Raw genomic sequence first — 21,979 nt, 5'->3', positions numbered from 1 at the left:
CCCGCCACGCACAGGCTCTGGGTGCCGGGCCGTTGACCAGATGGGGTTCTTATGGGGGCCACTGGCAAACAACAGACTGTCGGTACGCAGCACTCTGGGGCGCACGCGGTCGTTGAGTCACCGTGCGCGGTCGCCTGATCGACCCTCAACGCCAGCCACTCAAGAGGCATCACATCTTTAGCCACGCCAACCGGGGCGTAACGTGTTCAAGAACCTCACCGCCCGGCAACCTACGGCCTGATGAGGCCTTTACTTATGAAGGCAGTGTCACGGTGATCCGGAATTCAGAGGTTTAGCCACAATCAGCAGGAGCGAGCACCCTCGCTCCTGCATTGGCAGCCGAATGCGATTCAGCTGGGGGGGAGGGACGGGCCGGGTTGGCTTAAGTCACGGGGGAATTCAAGCTTTAGACGATTGACACGCTCTGCGACTGTCGGAATGGCCGTGTTGAAGGTACCGTTGGCGTTCACGTATTTCATCCAGGTCGACGGGTGAAGGCCACGATCAACGGCGAATTGCCAGGCGGCCGCTTTGTTCTGGTTTTCCGGTCGAAGGGCCAACTGATACCAGTCTAAAAAGTCCTGGTCGAAGATCCGGGTGTAATAATTGTTGAAGGGCTTCGTCAGTTTTGCCTTGCGGGCCTCGCCAGCTTTGTTCAGCTTGCCCCTGCTGACGAACTGGCTCCAACGGTCAGGGTTAATGCCATGTGTTTTTACAAATGCATCCGCCGCTTCTCTGGTCGGCTGCTCCATGTTTACCCATTTCATGAACAGCTCGTCTGACAGCTGTGTAGCGCTCTCAGGGTTGAGTCGTACCAAGCCTCGTTGGGTTATTTCGCCGCCTGACCTGACTAGTTTGTTCCATTGTCCAAGCTTGAAACCGCGACTTGTGAAAAAACCAGTCGGGTCCAGCGTGTTCTGTGGGGTGGTCGGTGCCGCATTGGCTTTGACGAGTTCGTCCCATTCCCTGAGTGCTTGGGTGATGGCGTTGTCGGTTTTTGGCCCGGCGCCGGGCAGGCGTTGCCAGGTGTCCAGCTCCCAGAACTTGGTCGGCAGGCGCCGCAACCGAAACGGGGTCACGCCTCCAGAGGGTGTGAGCACCGGCGCGACCAAGCCATTGTTGTCATAGAGGTTGAACGTATTCTGAATGCGGAACACCTGCTCTTCGCCCTTTTCACCGACGCTGCGTACCAGGTAGGTACTGGATGTGCCGGGGACGCGATAGATGCCTGTGCCTTCGGCCAGTTCTGCACCGGCCGGGATGCCGCCCTTCACCACCAGGCGGGCGCTTTCTTGCAGAAAGTCGTTCTGGTATTTCAGCAGATCCGGGCGCAGTGTGTTTCTCCCAGGCCGCAGTAGCATGGACAGGGGCTTGATACCCAGGCCTGTTGTTCGCGTCACCCCGGCCATCGTAGTGGTGACTCTTGCGAGTTCAAACAGCGTTTGCGCACGTGACCCGCGACGCACGACGAGCCCCGCCACGGTTTGCCCAAGGCTGCGCAGAGCATGGACCGTTGTGCGCCCCACCCGGCCGACAAACCGGGCGGCCGAAGAGGCCAGCTGGCCGCTCCAGGGGAGACCGCCCAGCACGGTCAGCGCTACCTCAACGCCGAACAGTACCTTGTTGAGGGTCGACTGGGCCTCCAACTCTTCATTGGTCACGCTTTCAGTGTCGGCTTTGTCCAGCAGGTACAGGTAGTTCTGCCGGTACAGCCCGACCAATACATCGCCTTGATGCGCGGCCAGACGATGATTGAGCAAGCGTGTACCGGCCGGCAGGCGTGCGCGAAGATAATCCAGCCAGGCCGGCCCTCGCATCAGTTGCACCAGTTCGGTCTCGTTGACGAGTTCCCTGAGTTCCACACCGTCGGGTGCATTCGGGGTATACAGCACCCGCATATCATCGGCGTCAGTGGAGAGAATCAGCACGCCGTTCACGGTCTGCCCGCCAGATCCTTGGGGCGCGTAATTGGTCGGGTTGAACATCAGCGCGTTGGCGATCACGGTCTGCCCGTCGACCCGTGGGCGTGTCGCGGGGGATGGCGAGGCCAGCACCGCCCCCACCCAAGCGTCAGCTTTTTTTTGCCCGGTGCCACTGGGCATTTGCCTGCGGTAGATATCAGGATTCAACCGGGCCGCAAGGGCCGCGTAATTCAGAACAGCCGTCTGGCAGGCGATCCAGGCTTGTTTCAAGGCGTGGGCTTCGGCTGCCGTAGCCTGCGGGGCGAGGTATTTATCGAGCACGTTTTGTGCGTACTGCTGGCCAACATCCAGGTCCTTGAGCCACTGCTCAAGGCGTTCTTTCTCCAAGGTGATTATGGCCCCCTTGGCATCGCGCACCCATTCTCCCTGGGAGGTGGTCAGTTGGGCCTTCAACAGATCGTCTTCTTCCCAGTTGAGGCCCCTTTGCCACGGTTTGGTGTTTTTCAACAGCAGGTTGGTCAGGCTCATCCTGCTGCTCTTAACCCCTTCATGCACAGACCCAAAACCGCCACCGGATGAAATCCGTATTCGGGTAGTACGGACGACCATTATTTTGTCCGGGTCGATGCCCTGTGCGGGATAGTCTTGGCCTGCTTCGACCAGTAAGGCGCGAATCTTTGTCAGTACCTGTTGCTTGGCATACTCGGCCAATGTGGGGATCAGCGCTTGCCATTGTTTGGCCAGATCGTCCTGTGTGGCCAGGGTGGTGTCGGCTTGATCTTGCAGAGCCTTCTTGTCCGCCGCGCTCAAGCGCTTTTCCCAGTCCGGCCGCCAGTGTTCTGTCAGCAGCCGGTTGCGCGCCAGGAACGGTCCGGCCATATCCACCAGCTCCGCCAGCTCCACGCGGCCATTTTTTTCGCTGTCCGATTCATCCTCAGTCAGGCCCAGAATGGTTTCGATGTCGGATTGCTGTTTGTCGAGCAAGGCCTGAATGCTGTCCGCGACAAAATCGTCTGCGATCGGCGCGAACGTGCTACTCAGGTCATCGCCCCACAACCCGGTTTTTCCATGCTGAACCAACAGCGGTAAGCCGCTGGTAAACAATCTGCCGGCGTCTTCGCCGGCATTGATGCGGGCCTTGAGCCTGTCATGCAAAGCTTGCAGAGACGCACACTCTTCAAAGCCCATGTCCGGGGTATATAACACTACCGGGCCAATGCCAGCCGTCTGGGTATTTAGGTTTTTGTGCCCATGGGGCCAATGAGGGGCGACCGGGCTGGAGCCGTCATTGAAGGTCAGGATGAAGCTGCCGGCCATACGCGCCACCTCGGTGCGGGCGGTGGCCACAGTCAATTGATAGATGCCGGGGCGGTTGCCATAAATGAAGCTCGCTTCGCGCCGGGCCTGAGTCGGGTAGCGCAGTGCACGGTCAATCAGCAATTTGGCCTGCGGGCTCAGGGTATTGTCGGCTACGCGCAGGCGTGCCTGTACATCCAGGGTTTGGCGTTGGACATCAATCAGCCGGACTTGTGGGCAGACCAGCTCAGGTGCTATTGGCGTACGCCAGTAGGCGGTGACCCGTTCGGCCAGTTGTATTTTCAGCGTGTGAGCCAGGTCCGACAGTGTGCCGGTCTGGTTCAGTTGGTCGGTTTCGCTGAACGCGGTCGCGCTGCGAAAGACACTTTCGGCGAAGGTCTCGACCGGTTTGGCGTCAGCTTTTTGAGTGGTGTGATCCTCATCCGTTTCCACTGCGGTGTTGCCCCACAGCAATAAGGTACACACCGCCTCGAGTAAGGGGCGGGAGGATTCAAAATGGCGCGCGCCCATGCTGTCGATGCGGTAGCGGTTGACATACAGGCTGTCCAGCCCTGTGCCGTCAGGCAATTGTGCAAAGGTCTCGTTGAGCAGCGACGTCAGCACAGCGTCCAGCGAGGGGTGTTTGTGCTTTTCCAGAACCTGGTCTAGCTGTTGGTTAAGCGAGTTCCACTGCTGTATCAGATGCGTTTGCTGCGCAGTGGTTGGCTGGGTGAGCGGGTCGGGAGATGCCTGCGTCAAGTCAAGGGGCACAGGCATGCGGGCGATCAAGCCCGGGTTGCCCTTGAGCGGCAGTGCCAGCGTGGCACGTACGCCGGCTGCGAGGGTTTCGAACGTGGTGTGGGACGTCTCGAAGGCCTGGTCGATATCGGCCTCTTGCTGGATGAGCTGGGCGTGCAGGCACGTATTGAATACCTGCCCGGTGATCGGCGCATAGCTCAATTTCTGCTCGTTGCGTAACACGCCTCGGGCATGGGCGTGTTCCATGGCGGCAATGTTGGTGAACAGCAGGTCTCTCTCGGCGCTTCTCACCAGGCGTAGACGCAAGGCATTTTCCATGGACGAGAAACTCTCGAAAAATTCGCCCCCCCATTGTGGGGTATAGAGGACGGTCGGTCGGGGCCCATGCAGGCGCTCGGTGAGTACGAAGCAGCCGTTGAGCGTCGTGGTCCAGTCAGGCTGGCCCGTAGCGTTCAGCGCAATACTGAGTGTGAGCGGCGGTGTGGCGTTGTTCGTGGTTTCATGGAGTACGCGGTTCTCGATCAATTGCCGGCCTTCGATCAGCACCTGCAGGTGTGACTTGGCCGTGGCCACAGCCGCTTGAGTCTGGGTATCTTCGGGCGCTTTCTTCAGGTTCTGCTCGGCCTTTTCGACCTGTTGCCGTGCATCATTCACCTTCAGGTCCGCCTCCAGCGTAAATACCTCTCGCTGCTTTTGACTCACGGCTGCCAGGACGCTCAGGGCACCGGTGCTTGCGTGGGGCGACGACCAGAACGCCCTGAGCGCGTTCACGTAGAGCGTCTGGCTGTTGAGTTGCAGGTCACTGATTAACTCATTGACTGCCGAGACTTCCAAATCCGCCAGTTCAGTGTCACGTCCGGTGCCGTGGGCCGTTGGATAGAACCCGACGGCTTGGCTGACGCTGCCGGTTTGCGGCTCTTTGGCCAGCTCGGTCGGCAGGTTTTGGGTAGCAATCGTTTCTTGCAGCACCTGTGTCAGGTTACGTGTTCGGGTGATGCGAGGTGCGCTGTCTTGCTCTGTCTGCGAGGGAATGTCGTACTCGTTGAGATAAACCGTATCAGGATTCGGCGGGTTGGCGGGTACCCGTTTCGCTAATCCCTTGCGCAGTTCGTTGGCCATGATGGTCGCCAAGTCCGGCTGGGCGTCCAGCAGGTGCTCGATGGCGGTGATACGGGGCGGCAAGCGGCGTAGCAGGTCCTCGGTAGAGGTCTGGGTTTGTGTAGGCATAGCCTGGGTGTCCTGTAGCGATAAGGTAAACCATACAGAGCAGGGCTCTGCACGCGGATGCCCACACTATTGGCCGCCGAGGGAGTGACGGGCCTACATAACCACTACATGACCGGTTTGCCCAGGCCTGTAGCGCGATGGCCCTTGCATCAGTGAGTCGCGGCCAGGCACATGGCTGGGCTCCCCGGTTGCAGTAACGGGTTGAGCAGCGGCGCCATGCCTTTGAGCACCTGCACCGGCAGCGCTGACGTGAACGTGAACTGTTGAGCGGAGGCGCCCGGCACAAAGGCCGTCAGGGTGCCGAAATGATGTTCGCCGATGTAGAACACAAAAGTGGCAGTGCGGTTGATCGACTTGGAACTGAGGATCCGCCCACCGGCGCCGATGGCTTCGATGCGGTTGTCGCCCGTGCCGGTCTTGCCGCCCATGGCCAGTGGCGTGCCGTCGGCCAGCTTGAAACTGCCGGCGACGCGTTTGGCGGTGCCGGCATCCACTACCTGGGACAAGGTGCCGCGCAGGGCTCTGGCGACCTCGACCGGGATCACCTGCTTGCCCGGCGCCGGGTCGTTGACGAGGCGTGTTTCGTACGGCGTGCCGGCGGCAAACAACAGGCTGTCGATACGCAGCACCTTGGGGCGCACGCCGTCGTTGAGAATGATGCCCATCAGCTCAGCCAAGGCCGCCGGGCGATCGCCAGAGCTGCCGATCGCCGTCGCCAGGGATGGCACCAGGTGATCGAAGGGGTAGCCCACGGCCTGCCAGCGCTGATGGATGTCGAGGAAGGCCTCGATCTCCAGCATGGTGCGGATGCGGCTGTCCCGCGCACTCTGGTGGCGGCTCTTGAACAGCCAGCTGTACACCTCCTGACGCTCGAACTGGCTGGCCTTGACCACCTCGCTGAACGTCGCCTCGGGATGGTTGAGCAAGTAGCCGAGCAACCACAGGTCCAGCGGATGCACCTTGGCGATGTAGCCTTGGTCGGGCAGGTCGTAGGTGCCGGGGCCGTAGTCCCTGTAGAGTTTTTGCAGGCGTTCGTCGGTGAGTTTTTCGTGGGTTTTGACGCCGGCCAGGTGGGAGCGCACGAACAGGTTGAAGCTCGCCTGGCTGGCGTCGGGCAACAGGTAGCGGTGCACGGCGGCCAGGCGGATCGGCGTGGGACGCAGGCTGTCGAGGAAGGTATCGAGGCGTGCCTGGGTGTCTTTCTTCTGGTACTTCTTCCAGAACTTGCGCAGGAAGGTGGTGCCTTCGCGGTCGGCGAAACCGGCGAGGTATTCCTGGCGGCGCGGGTCGTTGTCGTCCTTGAGCAACTCGGCGCTGTTGTTCTCGCCCGAGTAGGTGACGTAGCGCACCACGTCGCGCATCAGGCGAATGAACGGCAGGTTGATCGACTCACGCAGCGCGTCACGCAAGGTGGGACTGCGGCCGTTGTCCTGGCTGCGAAAGTTATGGAAGGTGTGCAGCCCACCACCGGTAAAAAAGCGTTCGCCGGGGCTGGCCGAGTAGGTGCGATCGAGGGCCGCGTCGAGCATCTTGGCCAGGGATTTGTCCGGTGTTTGGATCAGGTAATCCAGGGCCCAGCGGCTTAGGCGGTCCTGATCCTCCACCGTGACTTTTTTCAACGCGGCGGGCGTTTGCGCGGCGTATTTGTCGTGCAATTCGCTGATGATTTGCAGGTAGGTGGTGAGCACGCGCAACTTGGCGGTAGAGCCCAGTTCCAGCTTGCTGCCTTCGTTGATGTCGAAGGGCTGGTCGGTGTTGTCGGTTTGCACGCGCACCCGTGAGCCATCGGGTGTGAGCTCGAACAGCGTGAAGCTGTAGCGCACTTGTGCGGTGCTGGCGGGGGTGAGCAGACGCTCGCCGAGCAGGCCGATCTGGCGCGCGTACTCGGGGTCGGCGAGGTGCTTTAGATAGTCGCTGACCTGGCCCTGCAACTGGGCTTGCAGGGTCGTGGTCGCGGAAAGGTCCAGGCGGTCGAGGTCGTACAGCGGCCGGTCGAGCAGGGCGGCGAGGCGGCTGCGGGCGACGCTGATGCCTTTATTGGTTTCAATCGGCTGGATCGTCGGTTGCTGCGCCCAGTCACGGTAAGTGACCTTGCTCGCCAATGCCTGCTTGAGCAACGCCGGCTCGATCACACCATTCTGGGCCAGCAGGCGCAGGTGGCTGTCGGTCAGTTGCGCCAGTTCGTCGCGACCCTTGGCCAGGTAATGGGACGGCCGGCGCTGGGCGATGATCAACGACAGCACCTCGCGCAGCGCCAAGCCTTGTTGAGCATTGACCGGGCCGGTCAGCGCCGCGTTGACCTGGTTGAAATCGGCGCCGTACCACACCCGCAACCCCTCGGCCATGCCGTGCACTTCACCGTGCCCGGGCACTGCCGACAGGGGCACGCTGTTGAGGTAGTCGCGCAGAATATTTTTGCGTGCAGGCAAGGTGTCGGGGCCATCCTGGTACGCGCGCACGGCGGCAGAAAACATTTGGCGCAGCTTTTCACTGCCGGACACGGTCAGGCCATCCGGCGAATGGCGGTATTTCTCCAACTGGGTCGCCAGGGTACTGCCGCCTGCACTTTGGCCGGGCAAGTGCAGCAACTTCGCGACCTGCGACCATGCGGCCTTGGCAAAGCGCGGCCAGTCCACCGCCGGATTGGCCTGGGGTTGGGCGGGGTCGAGCAAGTCACGGTTTTCGATGAACAGCAGGCTGCTGACCACCAGCGGCGGAATCGCCGCGAAGCTTGAGTACAGTTGTTGCGGGTAGTCGTATTGATACAGCGGCACGGCGCGGCAGTCTGTGATCGAAAGGCCTGCCTGGATTTTTTCCGTGTAGGGCACGAATAGGCCTTTGTTGGCGTAACTCATCAGCTCAGGCGAGAACCGCACCTGGGCATCAATCACGTAACCGCGTTTGAGCAGGCGTGGCAGGAAGGTGCCGAGGTCGCTGTAGCCCAGGCGGCGATCGAAGGGGCCCGCGCCGGGGTAGACGATGGCGTCACTGGCGCCGGGTTTAATCTCGAAGGTGAGGTCGTCGGCAAGACGGCTGAGTTCCCGGGCTTGCAGGGCGGAGGTGCGCATCTCTTTGTTGGCGGCAAAACCGAGGGCAATCAGGGCCATCAGCATGATCAGCCAGAACACTCGCCACCCGTAGCGAGGCCGGGGTTTGTTTTCAGGTAAAGGCGCTGGGTCCGAACTGCCTTGTAGTTTCGCAGCCTCTGTCGATTCGGTATGCCACAGTGCGCCCATAGTCGATTGATCCCTTCACGCAGATTGATCGGACGTGTTCAAAGCGTAGTCGCTGGGGGCTCGCTGCGAGAAAAATGTGATCGGCCCGTCAACTATATGAAGTGCACGGGCTGCGGCGTTTTGCCACCCGGAGCAGGTAAGATGCTCCTGTAAAATGGCATTTGAGCGGGTTCTTCCCCTAAATTGCCCCTTTTTTATAGTGAAAGGCTCTGGCCTGAGCTTTTTATACTGCATGCCCCCGCTGATCTTGCCCGGCAAGAAGGGCCCGTCCACACGGCGGCCCCGGTCTCGGCAAGGGGGCAGGCTTACCGGCTTGCCCCCCGCAGACTCAGGTGGGCAATCCAATAACAAAATGAGGTTGTACCCCTATGCCAGTCGGCAACCCACTGCCCCATGGCGAGACCGCTCAAGGCGGCCCGCTCAAACGCGAACTCGGTGAACGGCATATCCGCCTGATGGCCCTCGGTGCCTGTATCGGTGTGGGCCTGTTCCTCGGCTCGGCCAAGGCCATCGAGATGGCCGGCCCCGCGATCATGCTGTCGTACATCATCGGCGGCCTGGCGATCCTGGTGATCATGCGTGCCCTGGGCGAGATGGCGGTGCACAACCCCGTCGCCGGTTCCTTCAGCCGTTATGCCCAAGACTACCTCGGCCCGTTGGCGGGCTTTCTCACCGGTTGGAACTACTGGTTCCTGTGGCTGGTGACCTGCGTCGCCGAAATCACCGCCGTGGCGGTGTACATGGGCGTGTGGTTCCCCGACACCCCGCGCTGGATCTGGGCCCTGGCGGCGTTGATCAGCATGGGCACCATCAACTTGATTGCGGTCAAGGCGTTTGGTGAGTTCGAGTTCTGGTTTGCGCTGATCAAGATCGTCACCATCATTGCGATGGTCATCGGCGGCGTCGGCATCATCGCGTTCGGCTTCGGCAATGACGGCGTGGCGTTGGGGATTTCCAACCTGTGGGCCCATGGCGGCTTCATGCCCAACGGCGTGCAGGGCGTGTTGATGTCCTTGCAAATGGTGATGTTCGCCTACTTGGGCGTGGAAATGATCGGCCTCACCGCCGGTGAAGCGAAGAACCCGCAGAAGACCATCCCCAGCGCGATCGGCTCGGTGTTCTGGCGCATCCTGCTGTTCTATGTGGGCGCGTTGTTCGTGATCCTGTCGATCTACCCATGGAACGAAATCGGCACCCAGGGCAGCCCGTTCGTGATGACCTTCGAACGCCTCGGCATCAAGACCGCCGCCGGCATCATCAACTTCGTGGTGATCACCGCCGCGCTGTCCTCCTGTAATGGCGGCATCTTCAGCACCGGGCGCATGCTCTACAGCCTGGCGCAGAACGGCCAGGCGCCGGCGACCTTCGGCACCACGTCCAGCAATGGCGTGCCACGCAAGGCCTTGCTGCTGTCGATCTTCGCGTTGCTGTTGGGCGTGTTGCTCAACTACCTGGTGCCAGAAAAAGTCTTCGTGTGGGTGACCTCCATCGCCACCTTTGGTGCGATCTGGACCTGGCTGATGATTCTGCTGGCCCAGCTCAAGTTTCGCAAAAGCCTGAGCCCCGCCGAGCAGGCCGGGCTCAAGTACCGCATGTGGCTGTACCCGGTCAGCTCGTACCTGGCCCTGGCGTTCCTGCTGCTGGTGGTGGGCCTGATGGCCTACTTCCCGGACACCCGCATAGCCCTGTATGTCGGCCCGGTCTTCCTGGTGCTGCTGACCGTGCTGTTCTACGTGTTCAAGTTACAGCCGTTGAACGCAGGCCAAGGCGCCCCGCGTTCGGCCTGACGCTTAATTCACCTGCTGGGCCAGTTGTGCTGCTTCGGTCAACTGGCGCACCAGGCGATTGCGCTCGGCAATCTCAAGCTCTACCAGGGATTGCCGACGATCGAGGTAGATATCCGAACGTCTGTCCACCACCTCCTCGTTCAGCCTGTTCAGTTTGTAGCGCGCTACGTTTTCGATGGTCGAGAAAGGCTCAGGGTAACTGCGGGCCAGATACTCGATCCAGAACTCTTCCGTCAGCAATGAGTTCTGCGCCGCCTGGGTGCCGCTCAGCGCCTGCAAGGTAATGCGTGCCTGATTGATGTCTTGCTCATCGACCCAATCCTCCACGGAATAGAGCATTTCCTCGCGCCCAATGGGCAAGTTGAATTCTTCGCGAAAGCGCATGCGGTAGTACAACTTGATCTCTGCATCGTCTACCTCCAGACCCGCCATGCGCCGGGTCTGGATATGCGCGTCGGCCAGTTGATCGACCTGGCGCAGGTAGAACAGGCTTTTCGCCAACGCCAGCAACTCGCGGTCTGCCTGGTTGCTGCTGGCCTGGGTGCGTGCTTGATGCACCTTGTGTACGATCTCCATATCGATAAATACCAGGATGGCGCCATCGCCGCAGGTGCCGTCGGTATAGGTGCTACGGAAGACCCGGTCGCGTAGCTCGGTCGATTCGCCCATGGCATCGAGCAACTGCCATACCCTTTGGGTGAGGGCTTGCCGAGTGTCTTGGCTGGACCGGTACGAGAACGATTGGGTCAGGTCGCGCAACACTCGGAACGCGTCTTCTGGTCGCGCACCCTCATGCCGTAGCAATTGATCCCATAGCGCCTGCCGTTGCGCATGTTGAGCGTTGGGGATACCGGCCAGCCAAAAGCTGACGTCGTTGCTTGTCGCCGGCTGGTGCAGTTCACCCGGTAGCAGGCCACCCAGGGCAATGCCGGTGCGATCGCGATAGTCGCGAATCCGGCCCAGTGTCTGTTCGCTCAAAGGGTTGTCGTGCAGCACGGTGTGAAGGTTGGTAGGGCCCATGCGCACGTCGGAAAACACCGCCTCGGGCACTGTGGTCAGACGGTTTTCCTGCAGCATCAAATGGCGCAACGTGCTGCGGCGTTCGGCCCCGACGGGCCACTGGTCGATATGGGTCTGGCGTAGCGACAGCACCTGCAGGCGCGTCATCCGCGAAACGTCCGGCGTCAGGCCCAGAGGGTTGCCGTCCAGGTAGAGGCCCTCCAATCGCGTGAGGCCGGCCAGGCGCTGACGAGACTCCGGTGTCAGCACGATCAAGTTGTCGCTCAAGTCCAGTTGTTGCAGTTGCGTCATCTGGGTGAGGCTGGTGGGCAGGTCATTGAGCATGCAGTCGAGCTTTAAATGAGTCAGTCCGATAAATTTGCTCAGGAAGGCGTTGCCCGTCGGCGGAAAGGAATCACTAACGATCCGCAGGTATTCAATGTGCTCGAAGCCACGGGTGCCCAGCATGAAGTCGGGGTCGGGCAGGCTGTTGCCGTCCAGGCGCAGCACCAGTTGATGGGAGTCGAAAAGCCCAGTCTCGCTGTCGTAGGCTGCACGGGTTTCGTGGCGCCAGGCACGCAGGATGCGCTCGGCCATTAGGCGGCGTCGCCCGTAGTTCCAACCCTCCAGGTAGATCGCCGGGTCGATCGCCTGGTCGTCCACCGGCTGGGGCGTGTCGATCCAGCGCTGCAGTTCGAACTCCAGGGCCTGGTACTCGGCCTTGCGTCGCTCCAGTTCGATCAACGCGGCGGGTTCGTTCATGCCCAGCGAGTTAATCAGATCCCGGGCGTCGGCGACGCTGAAGCTGGGGTAGATCTCGCGCACCTTGCTCACCAGGTCCACCGGCTGGTTGCCACCGAACGGCCACAGGCTGCGCAGGGTAAACGGGTAGACGATGAATGAAGTGTCCACGCGCATCGGCGGCTGCAACCACGCCGGGATATGCGTCAGCCCCAGCAGGGCCTTGATGGCCACGCGTTGGCCCAGGGCCAGGTCGGCAATGGCGTGCCGTAGCGCTTTCGGCTCGGCACCCTCCTCCACACCCAGTGCACGGCACTCGGCATCGTCGAGGGTCAGGACCACGGCGCCGAGCAGGTCGCGGGTGCCGTCGGGCTGCTCATTGAGCCGATGACCGTCGCGATCATGGGACTGGTAGCCGCCGTCGATCTTCACCAGTGTGCGGCGGTCGGTGGCACCCGTTTGGCCGGCGCGGGCCAACAGCGGGCCGGCGAGGCTGGCGTCACGCACTTCCAGGCGCAGGCTCAGTGGCCAGCCGGGTACATCCTTGAGCAGGTGCAGCATGATTTTTTCGCTGTCGGGGTTGGCCAGAGTACTCAGGTAAAGGCCTTCATAGGCGCGGTTCAAACGTATATCGTCAGCAGTGAGTCGGACCTGTTCGGCCAGGCGCAAACCCACTTCGTCGCGCTTATGCAATTGCTTGAGTTCGTTGGGGCTCGATTGCCCGATAATCGCCTTTACCGCGCTGACGGGCAGTTGCGGGAAGTGCGCGTGCAGGCGCCGTTCCAGGCTCGTCGCGCCTTGCTCGCTCTGGGCGTAGAGGATGTCGAACAGTTGCGCCCGTTCGCGCCAGGCGTACTCAGCGATTTTCTTCGACAGTTTGAACAGGCGTTCCTCCTGTGAGGTGGGCAGTTCACCCAGCAGCGCGCGGCAGACCTGATCGTTCAAAACAATACGGGTGAGGGGCTCCAAGCCTCGGCTCTGCGCTTCGGTCAATTGAATGCGTTCGCTGCTGGCCCCGCTGCTGGCCGGGTAGCGCTGGATCACTTGGCCTTGCGCGTTGATGATCTCCAAGGCATGGCTGTCGGGCCAGGCCGGCAAGCTGGTGACCAGCAGCAATTGCAGGGAAGGCCGCGCATTGCGCGTGGCCGAGTAGACACTCATGGCCTGGATGAACTGCAGGATCTCGCGCTCGATGTGAAAGCGTTTGCTGGTGTCCTGCAACAACGGCGGTGGTGGCAGCCCGCTGCTGTGCACCTCTCGCAACGCCTGCGCCGGCGTGTCGGTGAGGCGCATGATCTGTGCGGCGGTGGTTTGGTCGACGTGATAGTGGGCGGGGCCCAGGCGATAAAACAGGCGGTGATCGTCCCAGGTCAGCGGGTTTTCACTGGACAGGCGCCAGGCACCCTGGCGGTTATGTTCCAGGCGCGGGGTATCGACGCCGACTTTTTGCGGGTGCTTGAGCCGCCACTTGCGCAGCCGGTTGTCGTAGACGATCGGGTACAGGGAGCCATACAGCGGCAGCAACTGTTGGCCTTCCCACTGATAGAGGCCCAGGGCGTCGGGCTTGAGGTCATGGGGCAGCACCACGCTTTGCTCATACTGGCCAAGCGACTGGTCCAGCGGGCTGACCTGTCCTTCAGGGCTGCGTCGGGTGCTCATCAAGTCGCCCAGGGTGTCGCGCAAGCCTTGGGCATCGCTGGCGCTGTTCATCCCCAGTTTCAGGCGCTCGCCGGGTTGCAGGACCGAGCCCACGGCCAAGTAGAGACTGTCAATGGCCGGTGACACCGGGATCGGCCCGGCGTTGCGCATGTCGTAGGCCTCATAGTGGCCCTGGCCGTAGTGCAGCAGTTCCACGGTGGTGTCATCGGGACCGCTGGAGACATAGCGATCGGCGGGGGGGCCATTGCTTACCTCGGTGACCACAAAGTCGCGGTTGCAGGTGCTGCGCAACAGGCTGGCGATGAAATCGCGTGCCCATAGGTCGGTGTCCGGGTTGTAGGCCCGAGGGTGGTAGAGGCCGTCGATCACGATGTCGATGCGCAGGGCGGTGCGATGGTGTTCGAGGTTCTCCCGCACCGCCTGGGGCAGGCTGGCATCGCGCAGGAAGGCGGCTTGTTGGTTGGCATCGAGGGGCGTTTGCAGCAACAGTTGTTGCAGGTTGGCCGAGGTCAGGGGCGGGTAGAGCCCGCGCAGTTTTTTCAGCAGTGGTGTGACGGTCACCAACGGTGGGGGCACCTGGATCGGCAGCCACTGGCGTGCGCTGTCCTCAACAGGGACTTCGTCGCGGGCATAACCGTCGTAGCGCGTCATGGCGGTAAACAACGGGTGGCGGTGGGTTTTTGCCAGTTCACTGATTTGCACGCGCAGGCGCGCAATGCGTTGAGCCACGGTCAGGTGTGGGCTGCCTTCCTTGCCGAGCAGTGAGGTGGCGGGTTGCTGGTTCAGGATCAATTCGAACAGCTGTTCCTGAGTGGGCGCGGAGGTGAGGGGATCGGTCAGTCCGCCGTAGGTGCCATCGTCACGACGCATCAATTCGACGGTGTGGGAGAGGCCATTCTCGCGGGCGGCATAACGTTCGATCAGCACGCCGCGCTGGTCGTGCACGTTAATACACGCATCGACCGGCCAGGCGGGCACTTGGGTCAACAGGCACAACACGGTGCCATCGGCGTGGGGCGGCATATGCCCGCGTCTTGAGAAGTCCTTGATCAACTGCTCGATGACTCGGTCGGCCTGCAGGCGCCGGACCCCTTCGGTGAGGTTGACGGGTGCGGGGTCGCCGGCCCACACGCGATCCAGGGTGGCGCGGTCGGCGGCGGTGCTGCGCAGCATCCTTTCCATCTCGATACGGGGCACGGCCGTGGAGCCGTCGGGCAACATGCGCTCGGCCAGTTGGATGTCCGAAAGGGTGTGGGCGTTGTGCAGGTCCAGGGTCCAGGCTTGCAGCGCCGGGTCGAACAGGATCGGTGGGGCAAAGCGGCCGGCGTTTTCGAGCTTGAGCACAAAGCGCATGCTCTGCGCGTCATAGCTGACCTCCACGACGTGGCGCTCCTGATCTTTTTGCAGCCACGCGTATTGTTTACTGTCGACCTGGTACACCCCTTGGGCGTTGGCGACTTGGCCGTCGAGCAGGTGCTGATCAAGGATCGCATAGGGGCCGATATCCGGCTTCCAAAGGGCGTGGCTGCCGTCGGCATGGGTCACTTTGCGCGGGTTGCCCAGTTGGTGCAAAAGGCGTGTCATGCGCTGGTTGTGCACACGGCCGGCGGTGGTGATCAACAGGCCATTGATGGCCAAGTCGGCAATGTCCGCCAGGGCAGACGCAAACTCACTGGCTTCGCCACGCGCCGCTTCGTTGATACCGATGATCACGCTGTAGGCCAGGCTGCCGAACACCGCCACTTGCATCACGCGATTCAGCCCGGTGACGCCGCCGGGCATGGGCGTGAGCAGCAGCTCCAAGACTTCCCGGGCCATGGCCGCGACGCCATCGATCAGGGCCTGCAAGTCACGCTCCGAACGACGGGTGGCCAGGGTCGAGAGGTTGGCCTGGTAGCGCTGCACCTCACGGTAGGTGCAGGCTTGCACCAGGGACTCCTTGCGACCGTGCTTGGGGTCGGGGGTAAAGCGCAAGCCATCAAGGGCACGTTGCGGGAACAGGCGGTGGAAGGTGTCGTAGAGGAAACCGGCTACGGAGCTCAGGCCTACCGGGCGTGGCGCATCCTTGAGCAGTTGCTTGAATCCGTGCATTTCAGCCATCGGCAACTGGCGGGCGAACCAGCCCAAGTCACCTTCGCTGTGGCTGGTCTTGAGTTGCTGCATGAACGCCGCGTGCGCGGCGTTGGCGTCGCGGTGGTAACGCAGGGCGCCCCCAGGTCGGAAGGGGAAGTATGACAGCACCCCGTGGGCGGCGACGCGGATCAGCAGCAGCGGTACCGGCACGGTTTGCCCTGACGGTACGAACGGCACGGCAGGCAACACGGTGATCCCGGTGCTCATGCCCAGGGTGTCGAAGGGCAGGGCCGGGCCGCTGCCGTCGAGGGCGGCGTTGAGGCTGGCAAGAAGGTCGCGGGTCACGCCAGTGTGGGCGCGGTTGCGGTACGCCTCCAGCGCTTCAAAGCGCAGGCAGGCCTCGCTGCTCGCTTGCAGCAGGCCCTGCAATTTGCCGCCCTGGCCCAAGGCGGTTTGCAGGCGCTTGTCGAGTTGACCGCCCAGGTCCAGGTCACGGGCAATGGCGATGAACTGGCTGACGGTCAGTTGAAGGTTGTCTGCGCCACTCAGGTAAGACGATTCGACAAATGTCTGCCCTGACGCCTGAGGCTGGGACGTGGCGAAATCGAAGTTAAGGCAGGCGGCGTCCCACAGCGATAACGTGGAGACATGGGGGCGATATTTCCATTCGTCGTAGGCACGGCGAAAGCGGCTGCGGTGAGTCCCATTGAGGTGAGCGCTGGCGCGGGGTTCCCAGGGCAGTGGCGGTTGCAACTCTTCAAGGTAGCGGGTGTGCAGGAATAGGCTGTGCGGGTCCAGGCCGCCGATGCGGTTGCGCAGCTGAGTCGTGCCGTCGGATTGGAAGGCTTGGAGCAGGGCCGCATTTTCGCGGTCCACCGCCTTGATCGCCTGGTGGGCTTCGCGTTGCAGCCTGACGTAGTCCCGTTGCTCCTGTGGGGTCAGGCTGCTCATCGTCCGCGCCAATGTTTCGCGGATCATTTCCAGGGCTTGCTGGCGGGCCCAGGATTCACTGGATTGCAGGTTGCCCGACAAGCCATTGAGCAGTAGATGGGTAGGCATGGGGCCATGTCCTTTCACGGGTTAAGTGGAAGGCAATGGAAGCATCTGGCCCCTACCGTTGGGCGCTAGCTATGTAGCGCGGCGCGGGGTTGCCGGTCCAGGCGCTTGATCAACTCCAACCAGGCTGCGAGGCCGGCCATCAGCAACGCGCCGATCACGGCGGTGGTCAACTGCATGGCGACGGCGTCGTTGGCCATGGCGTTGATCATGTCCGCCAGGGGCGCCAGTACCACCCCCAGGCAAAACACTTCCAGGGAATAACGGCCCATGCGGCAGATTTCGCCGGCCACGCGGTTCTGCGTCCAGCCGGCACCCGGCAACAGCTTGGCGGTGACGTATGCCAGCGCGAGGAAATGCACCAGGCGCACCGGTGACAGGTCGGTCTTGCTGATGGGGTACAGCCAGTTGCTGAGCGCCGCCGGCATCCACGCATCGTGGATCTCGGGCCAGCGCCACGACAGGGTGATCACCCCGGCCACCAGCACGTAGACCGCCGAAGCAACAAACAGTGGCTGACGCAGCAAGGCCCGGGTTTCGGCGGTTTTAGGCCGCTGGCTGTAGATCGCTGCCGCGCCGCCCAGCACAAACAACAGCTGCCAGGTGACCGGGTTGAAGTACCACACACCGTCGCTGATCGCCCGCAGGTTCCAGCCCATCCACGGGGCCAGCAGGTAGATCGCCAGTGACACCGCCACCACGGCCTCGACTTTGCGTACCAGCATCGGCAGCACCAGCGGCAACCCCGCCAGTAACACGATGTACAGCGGCAGTGGGTCCATCAGGTTGGGCTTGAAGCGCAGCAGCAACTCATCGGTGAGGGCTTGTTGCGGGTGGGTGACGAAGTGCGTCAGGCCCATTTCCTCGACCAGGTCACGGGTTTCCACATGGCTGTTGGCGAAGAACACGATGCCCATCAGCAAGGCCAGCAGGAAGATATGCACCACGTACAGCACCCAGGCGCGGCGCAGGATTTTCAGGCAGGCCATCCAGTAGCCGTCGCGCTGCATGATCTTGCCGTACGCCAACACGGCGGCAAAACCGGCGAGGAACACAAACACCTCGGCGGCATCGCTGAAACCGATGTTGCGCAAGGTGATCTGGCCCAGGGGATTGTGGGGGACGTGATCCCAGAATATGAAGATCAACGCCAGGCCCCGAAAAAAATCGATGCGCGGGTCGCGTCCGTTCGGCATGGCTACAAGCTCTTGAACAAAGTGTTTAGTAATGACAGGCGAGCGCGGGTGTAGTCGTACGCCGCACGTCGGGCGGGCGCAGGTTGGCGGTATTTGTAAGCAATTGCAAAGGTTGGGTATTACTGAATGTCTCTAGACATCAATGATGACCAGCGTGCCATGGCTGCCCGCAAGTACCGCATGGGCGATACCGGCTTCCACGAGGTACATCTGGCCGGCGCCTACCCTGATCTCGCTGTTGCCGATGCTCAAGCGCAACTGACCATCGATCACCAGCAACCCTTCGTTGTAGGCATGGGTTTCCTCCTCGTGAGCCTGTTTGTCCATGCGCAACACCTTGATCCGCGCCGGGCCGACCTGGCCCAGGCGCGTGGATTTCCAGCTGTCGGGCAGTTGCCCGGCGATGGCGGCGAAGTCCAGTAACGGCATGTGAAGCTCCTTGTTTCAACGATGCCGTCGGTGGTCCGGTTCAGCGATAGGGGTTAGGGTATTGATGTTACGCGGCGCTAGCCTCATGGGGCTCAAAACTGTCGGCCCGCGCCATCTGCCACATCCGCGAATAAAACTCGCCATTCACCTCGCCGGTCAACAACTCGCCGGGCTTGAGGAACACATGCAACTGCGAGAACAACTTGATCTCGGTCGCCGACATGCGCCGCACCAGATGCTTGGCCGACAGCTGCGACGGGTGATCCAGGCCCGCCGCGGCGAGCATTTCCGCCAAGGCCTTGAGGGTGTTGCGGTGGAAGTTGAACACGCGCTGGGCTTTGTCCGGCACCACCAGGGCGCGTTGGCGCAGTGGGTCTTGGGTCGCGACGCCGGTCGGGCATTTATTGGTGTGGCAGCTCTGGGATTGAATGCAGCCGATGGCAAACATAAAGCCACGGGCCGAGTTGGCCCAGTCGGCGCCGATGGCCAGCACGCTGGCGATGTCGAAGGCGCTGACGATCTTGCCGCTGGCACCCAGCTTGATCTTGTCGCGCAGGTTCAGGCCCACCAGGGTGTTGTGCACAAACAGCAGGCCTTCGCGCAGTGGCACGCCGATATGGTCGGTGAACTCCACGGGCGCGGCACCGGTGCCGCCTTCCTTGCCGTCCACCACAATGAAGTCCGGGAGGATGCCGGTTTCGAGCATGGCCTTGGCGATGCCCATGAATTCCCATGGGTGACCCAGGCAGAACTTGAACCCCACCGGTTTGCCGCCGGACAGTTCGCGCAGTTGGGCGATGAACTGCATCAGTTCGATGGGCGTGGAGAAGGCACTGTGGCGTGACGGCGAGATGCAGTCTTCGCCCATCATGATGCCGCGGGTCTCGGCGATTTCCTGTGTCACCTTGTGCTTGGGCAGGATCCCGCCATGGCCGGGTTTGGCGCCCTGGCTCATCTTGATTTCGATCATGCGCACTTGCGGGTTCTGCGCCTGTGCGGCGAAGCGTTCCGGGTCGAAACGGCCGTCGCTGGTGCGGCAGCCGAAGTAGCCGCTGCCCAGTTCCCAGGTCAGGTCGCCGCCGTTTTCGCGGTGGTAGGGGCTGATGCTGCCTTCGCCGGTGTCATGGGCGAAGTTGCCGAGCTTGGCGCCCTGGTTCAGCGCACGAATCGCGTTGGCACTCAGCGAGCCGAAGCTCATCGCCGAGATATTGAACACCGATGCTGAGTACGGCTGCGTGCACTGCGGGCCGCCGACCATCACGCGGAATGCGCTGGGGTCGCTGAGCGGCGCCGGGCGCATGGAGTGGCCGATGAATTCGAAGCCCGACTGGTACACGTCGATCAAGGTGCCGAAGGGTTTGTCCGCCGTCTCGTTCTTGGCGCGTGAGTAGACCAGCGAGCGCTGGGCGCGGGAGAAGGGCAGGGCGTCGCTGTCGGATTCGAGCAGGTACTGGCGGATTTCCGGGCGGATGGCTTCTACCAGATAACGGATATTGCCCAGGATCGGGTAGTTGCGGCGTACCGCGTGGGGGCTTTGCAGCAGGTCGAACAGACCGATCAGGCTCAGCACGCCCGTGACGAGGGTAATAGGCCACAGCCATTCATGTTCGATAAAGGGGAGGCTGGCGAGGGTGAAAATGACACACACGGCAAAGAAGGCGTAACGACTCAGCAGGGACAGACTCATACGTTTTTCCTTGGTTTCACTCATCAGGACCTGTAGGCGCCCGGCAAGCCGGGCTCCTACGGGGCTCAATCAGGCGTTTTGCGCCTGTAGAAAGATCGAGAACAGCTCCGACTGGGATTTGATCCCTAGCTTGCTGTAGATGTGTTTCTTATGGACTTTCACGGTTTCAACAGAGATTTCCAGCTTACGAGCGATTTCCTTGCTGGAGCAACCGCTGAGCATCAAGCGGCCTACATCCAGCTCGCGGGCGGTGAGTTGCGCGCCCCAATCATCATTCTGGATCGGCGGCTGCGGGGTGCTGACCTGGTTGAGTTCATAGGGCAAGCGTTGGCGCAGCAGGCTCAGCACCCAGGGTTGAATCAGCGACAGCAGGGCAATCTGCGCCTGGTCGAAACGCTGCTTCAAACCCAACGACAGGCATAGCGTACGCCCATCCGGCAGATGGCAATTAAATTGGATTTCATCTGCGACCACGTTAAGGCGGAAGTAGCGCTGGTAGTACTCGGTGAGTTCGAAGTGCTCCGGCGCGACTTCCGCCAGTCGAAACAAGCCGGTGCGCGAGTGTTCGCGGCTGGCAATGTAGAAGGGGTCGAGCAGGTACAGGCCATTGAGGTAGTCCTGGAACAGCTGGTCTGGCGTACCGTCGGCACCGGGGCATTCGGCGAACACCAGGGGGCGGTGTTCGCTGCTGAATAGCAACACCACCCAACTGTCGAACGGCACGTACTGGTCCAGCAAGCGGACAAGCTGAGTCCAGAAGTTGGGCTGGTCGAGGGCGTCTATCATTTGCCCCACCGCGCGGTGCCAGGCGATGTCCTGCAGCGACATGGTCATTGATCTACCCCTAACGTGTTACCCCGGCCGCGTAATTCCCTGGCGGGTATTGGCTGCGCATACTGCGACACAGATAAAGAACAAGGAATACCCATGAAGGTCGAATTCGCCCAACTGGCCGGTCGTGATAACGACACAGCTTACAACCTTGAGCGCGCCCTGGCGGCAATCGTTGCCTGCGCCGACGATACGCAACTGATCGTATTCCCGGAAACCCACCTGACGGGCTTTCCCTCGGCTGAAACCGTCGCCGACATCGCCGAGCCCCTGGATGGCCCCACCGTGAGCGCCGTTATCGAGGCGGCTCGCGCGCGCAACATTGCGGTGGTGATCGGTATCGCCGAGAACGACGGCGGCCAATTCTACAACACCACCTTGCTGATCACCCCCGAAGGCATTGCCTTGCGCTATCGCAAGACTCACCTGTGGCCATTAGAGCGTGGCGTGTTCAACCCGGGCGACCGTTACCCCACCTGTGTGTGGAACGGTATGCGCGTCGGCCTGCTGATCTGCTACGACATCGAGTTCCCGGAAACCGCCCGCGCCCTGGCGCAAACGGGCGCTGAATTGCTGATCGTCACCAACGGCAACATGGACCCTTACGGCCCCACGCACCGTACCGCGATCATGGCGCGTGCCCAGGAAAACCAGGTGTTCGCGCTGATGGTCAACCGCGTGGAAGAGGGCGACGGCGGCCTGGTGTTCGCCGGTGGCAGCGCCTTGGTCGACCCGTTCGGTACGTTGCTGTTCGAAGCCGGGCGTGACGAAGGGCAATTCACGGTCGAGCTGGATCTCGACCAACTGGAGGCGGCGCACAAGGACTACCGCTACCTCGACGACCAGCGCATGAAACTGCCCGGCGAGGTGATCGAGCGCAGCGATGGGACGCGTGAGCTGCTGATCCCGAAAAACTGACACAACCCCTGTAGGCGCCCGGCTTGCCGGTGATGGCGGCTTTGAAATTGCGATCGCCGGCAAGCCGGGCGCCTACAGAGGGCGCCGTACACCATAACAATTAGTGCATCCGCTTCATCGACTTCAGTTCTGCCATAAATCTAATAAATCAGCGGAGAATCGC

At 61.7% G+C, this 21,979-nt stretch carries 9 protein-coding genes; 2 read left to right on the top strand and 7 right to left on the bottom strand.

Annotated features, from left to right (window positions below; all coding sequences use genetic code 11):
• Nucleotides 1-350: 350 nt before the first annotated feature.
• Nucleotides 351-5,204: a dermonecrotic toxin domain-containing protein gene (locus CWC48_RS04770; RefSeq protein ID WP_100491416.1), complete on the bottom strand. Its 4,854-nt coding sequence runs from the start codon at nt 5,202-5,204 to the stop codon at nt 351-353.
• A gap of 149 nt (nt 5,205-5,353) precedes the next feature.
• Nucleotides 5,354-8,440: a transglycosylase domain-containing protein gene (locus CWC48_RS04765; protein ID WP_100491415.1), complete on the bottom strand. Its 3,087-nt coding sequence runs from the start codon at nt 8,438-8,440 to the stop codon at nt 5,354-5,356.
• 368 nt (nt 8,441-8,808) lie between these two features.
• Between CWC48_RS04765 and CWC48_RS04760 the strand changes: the two genes are divergently transcribed.
• Nucleotides 8,809-10,227, top strand: coding sequence for an amino acid permease (locus CWC48_RS04760; protein WP_099494152.1), 1,419 nt, complete (start codon nt 8,809-8,811; stop codon nt 10,225-10,227).
• A 3-nt stretch (nt 10,228-10,230) separates the two neighbouring features.
• On the opposite strand, the gene CWC48_RS04755 is transcribed toward CWC48_RS04760, so the two are convergent.
• The 5 genes from CWC48_RS04755 to CWC48_RS04735 all read right to left on the bottom strand — a co-directional run bounded on the left by CWC48_RS04755 (nt 10,231) and on the right by CWC48_RS04735 (nt 20,901).
• Complete coding sequence (locus CWC48_RS04755) at nt 10,231-16,758, bottom strand: NEL-type E3 ubiquitin ligase domain-containing protein (RefSeq protein ID WP_100491414.1); 6,528 nt, start codon at nt 16,756-16,758, stop codon at nt 10,231-10,233.
• 65 nt (nt 16,759-16,823) lie between these two features.
• Nucleotides 16,824-17,951, bottom strand: coding sequence for an OpgC family protein (locus CWC48_RS04750; RefSeq protein ID WP_100491413.1), 1,128 nt, complete (start codon nt 17,949-17,951; stop codon nt 16,824-16,826).
• 132 nt (nt 17,952-18,083) lie between these two features.
• Nucleotides 18,084-18,380 (bottom strand): cupin domain-containing protein, encoded by a 297-nt coding sequence (locus tag CWC48_RS04745; RefSeq protein WP_100491412.1) that lies wholly within the window; start codon nt 18,378-18,380, stop codon nt 18,084-18,086.
• 67 nt (nt 18,381-18,447) lie between these two features.
• The gene (locus tag CWC48_RS04740) at nt 18,448-20,067 is read right to left on the bottom strand and encodes an FMN-binding glutamate synthase family protein (protein WP_078050873.1); all 1,620 of its coding nucleotides are present in this window, start codon (nt 20,065-20,067) and stop codon (nt 18,448-18,450) included.
• A 69-nt stretch (nt 20,068-20,136) separates the two neighbouring features.
• A complete protein-coding gene (locus CWC48_RS04735; protein WP_078047090.1) occupies nt 20,137-20,901 on the bottom strand; it encodes a LuxR C-terminal-related transcriptional regulator in 765 nt (254 codons plus the stop codon).
• A 93-nt stretch (nt 20,902-20,994) separates the two neighbouring features.
• On the opposite strand from CWC48_RS04735, the gene CWC48_RS04730 reads away from it, so the two are divergent.
• A complete protein-coding gene (locus CWC48_RS04730; protein ID WP_100491411.1) occupies nt 20,995-21,816 on the top strand; it encodes a carbon-nitrogen hydrolase family protein in 822 nt (273 codons plus the stop codon).
• Nucleotides 21,817-21,979: the final 163 nt, after the last annotated feature.

Source organism: Pseudomonas sp. S10E 269 (assembly GCF_002798465.1).
In the GTDB taxonomy this organism is placed as follows: domain Bacteria; phylum Pseudomonadota; class Gammaproteobacteria; order Pseudomonadales; family Pseudomonadaceae; genus Aquipseudomonas; species Aquipseudomonas pergaminensis.
Note: the sequence above shows the minus strand (reverse complement) of the source record. Positions and strands in the feature narration are given on the sequence as shown.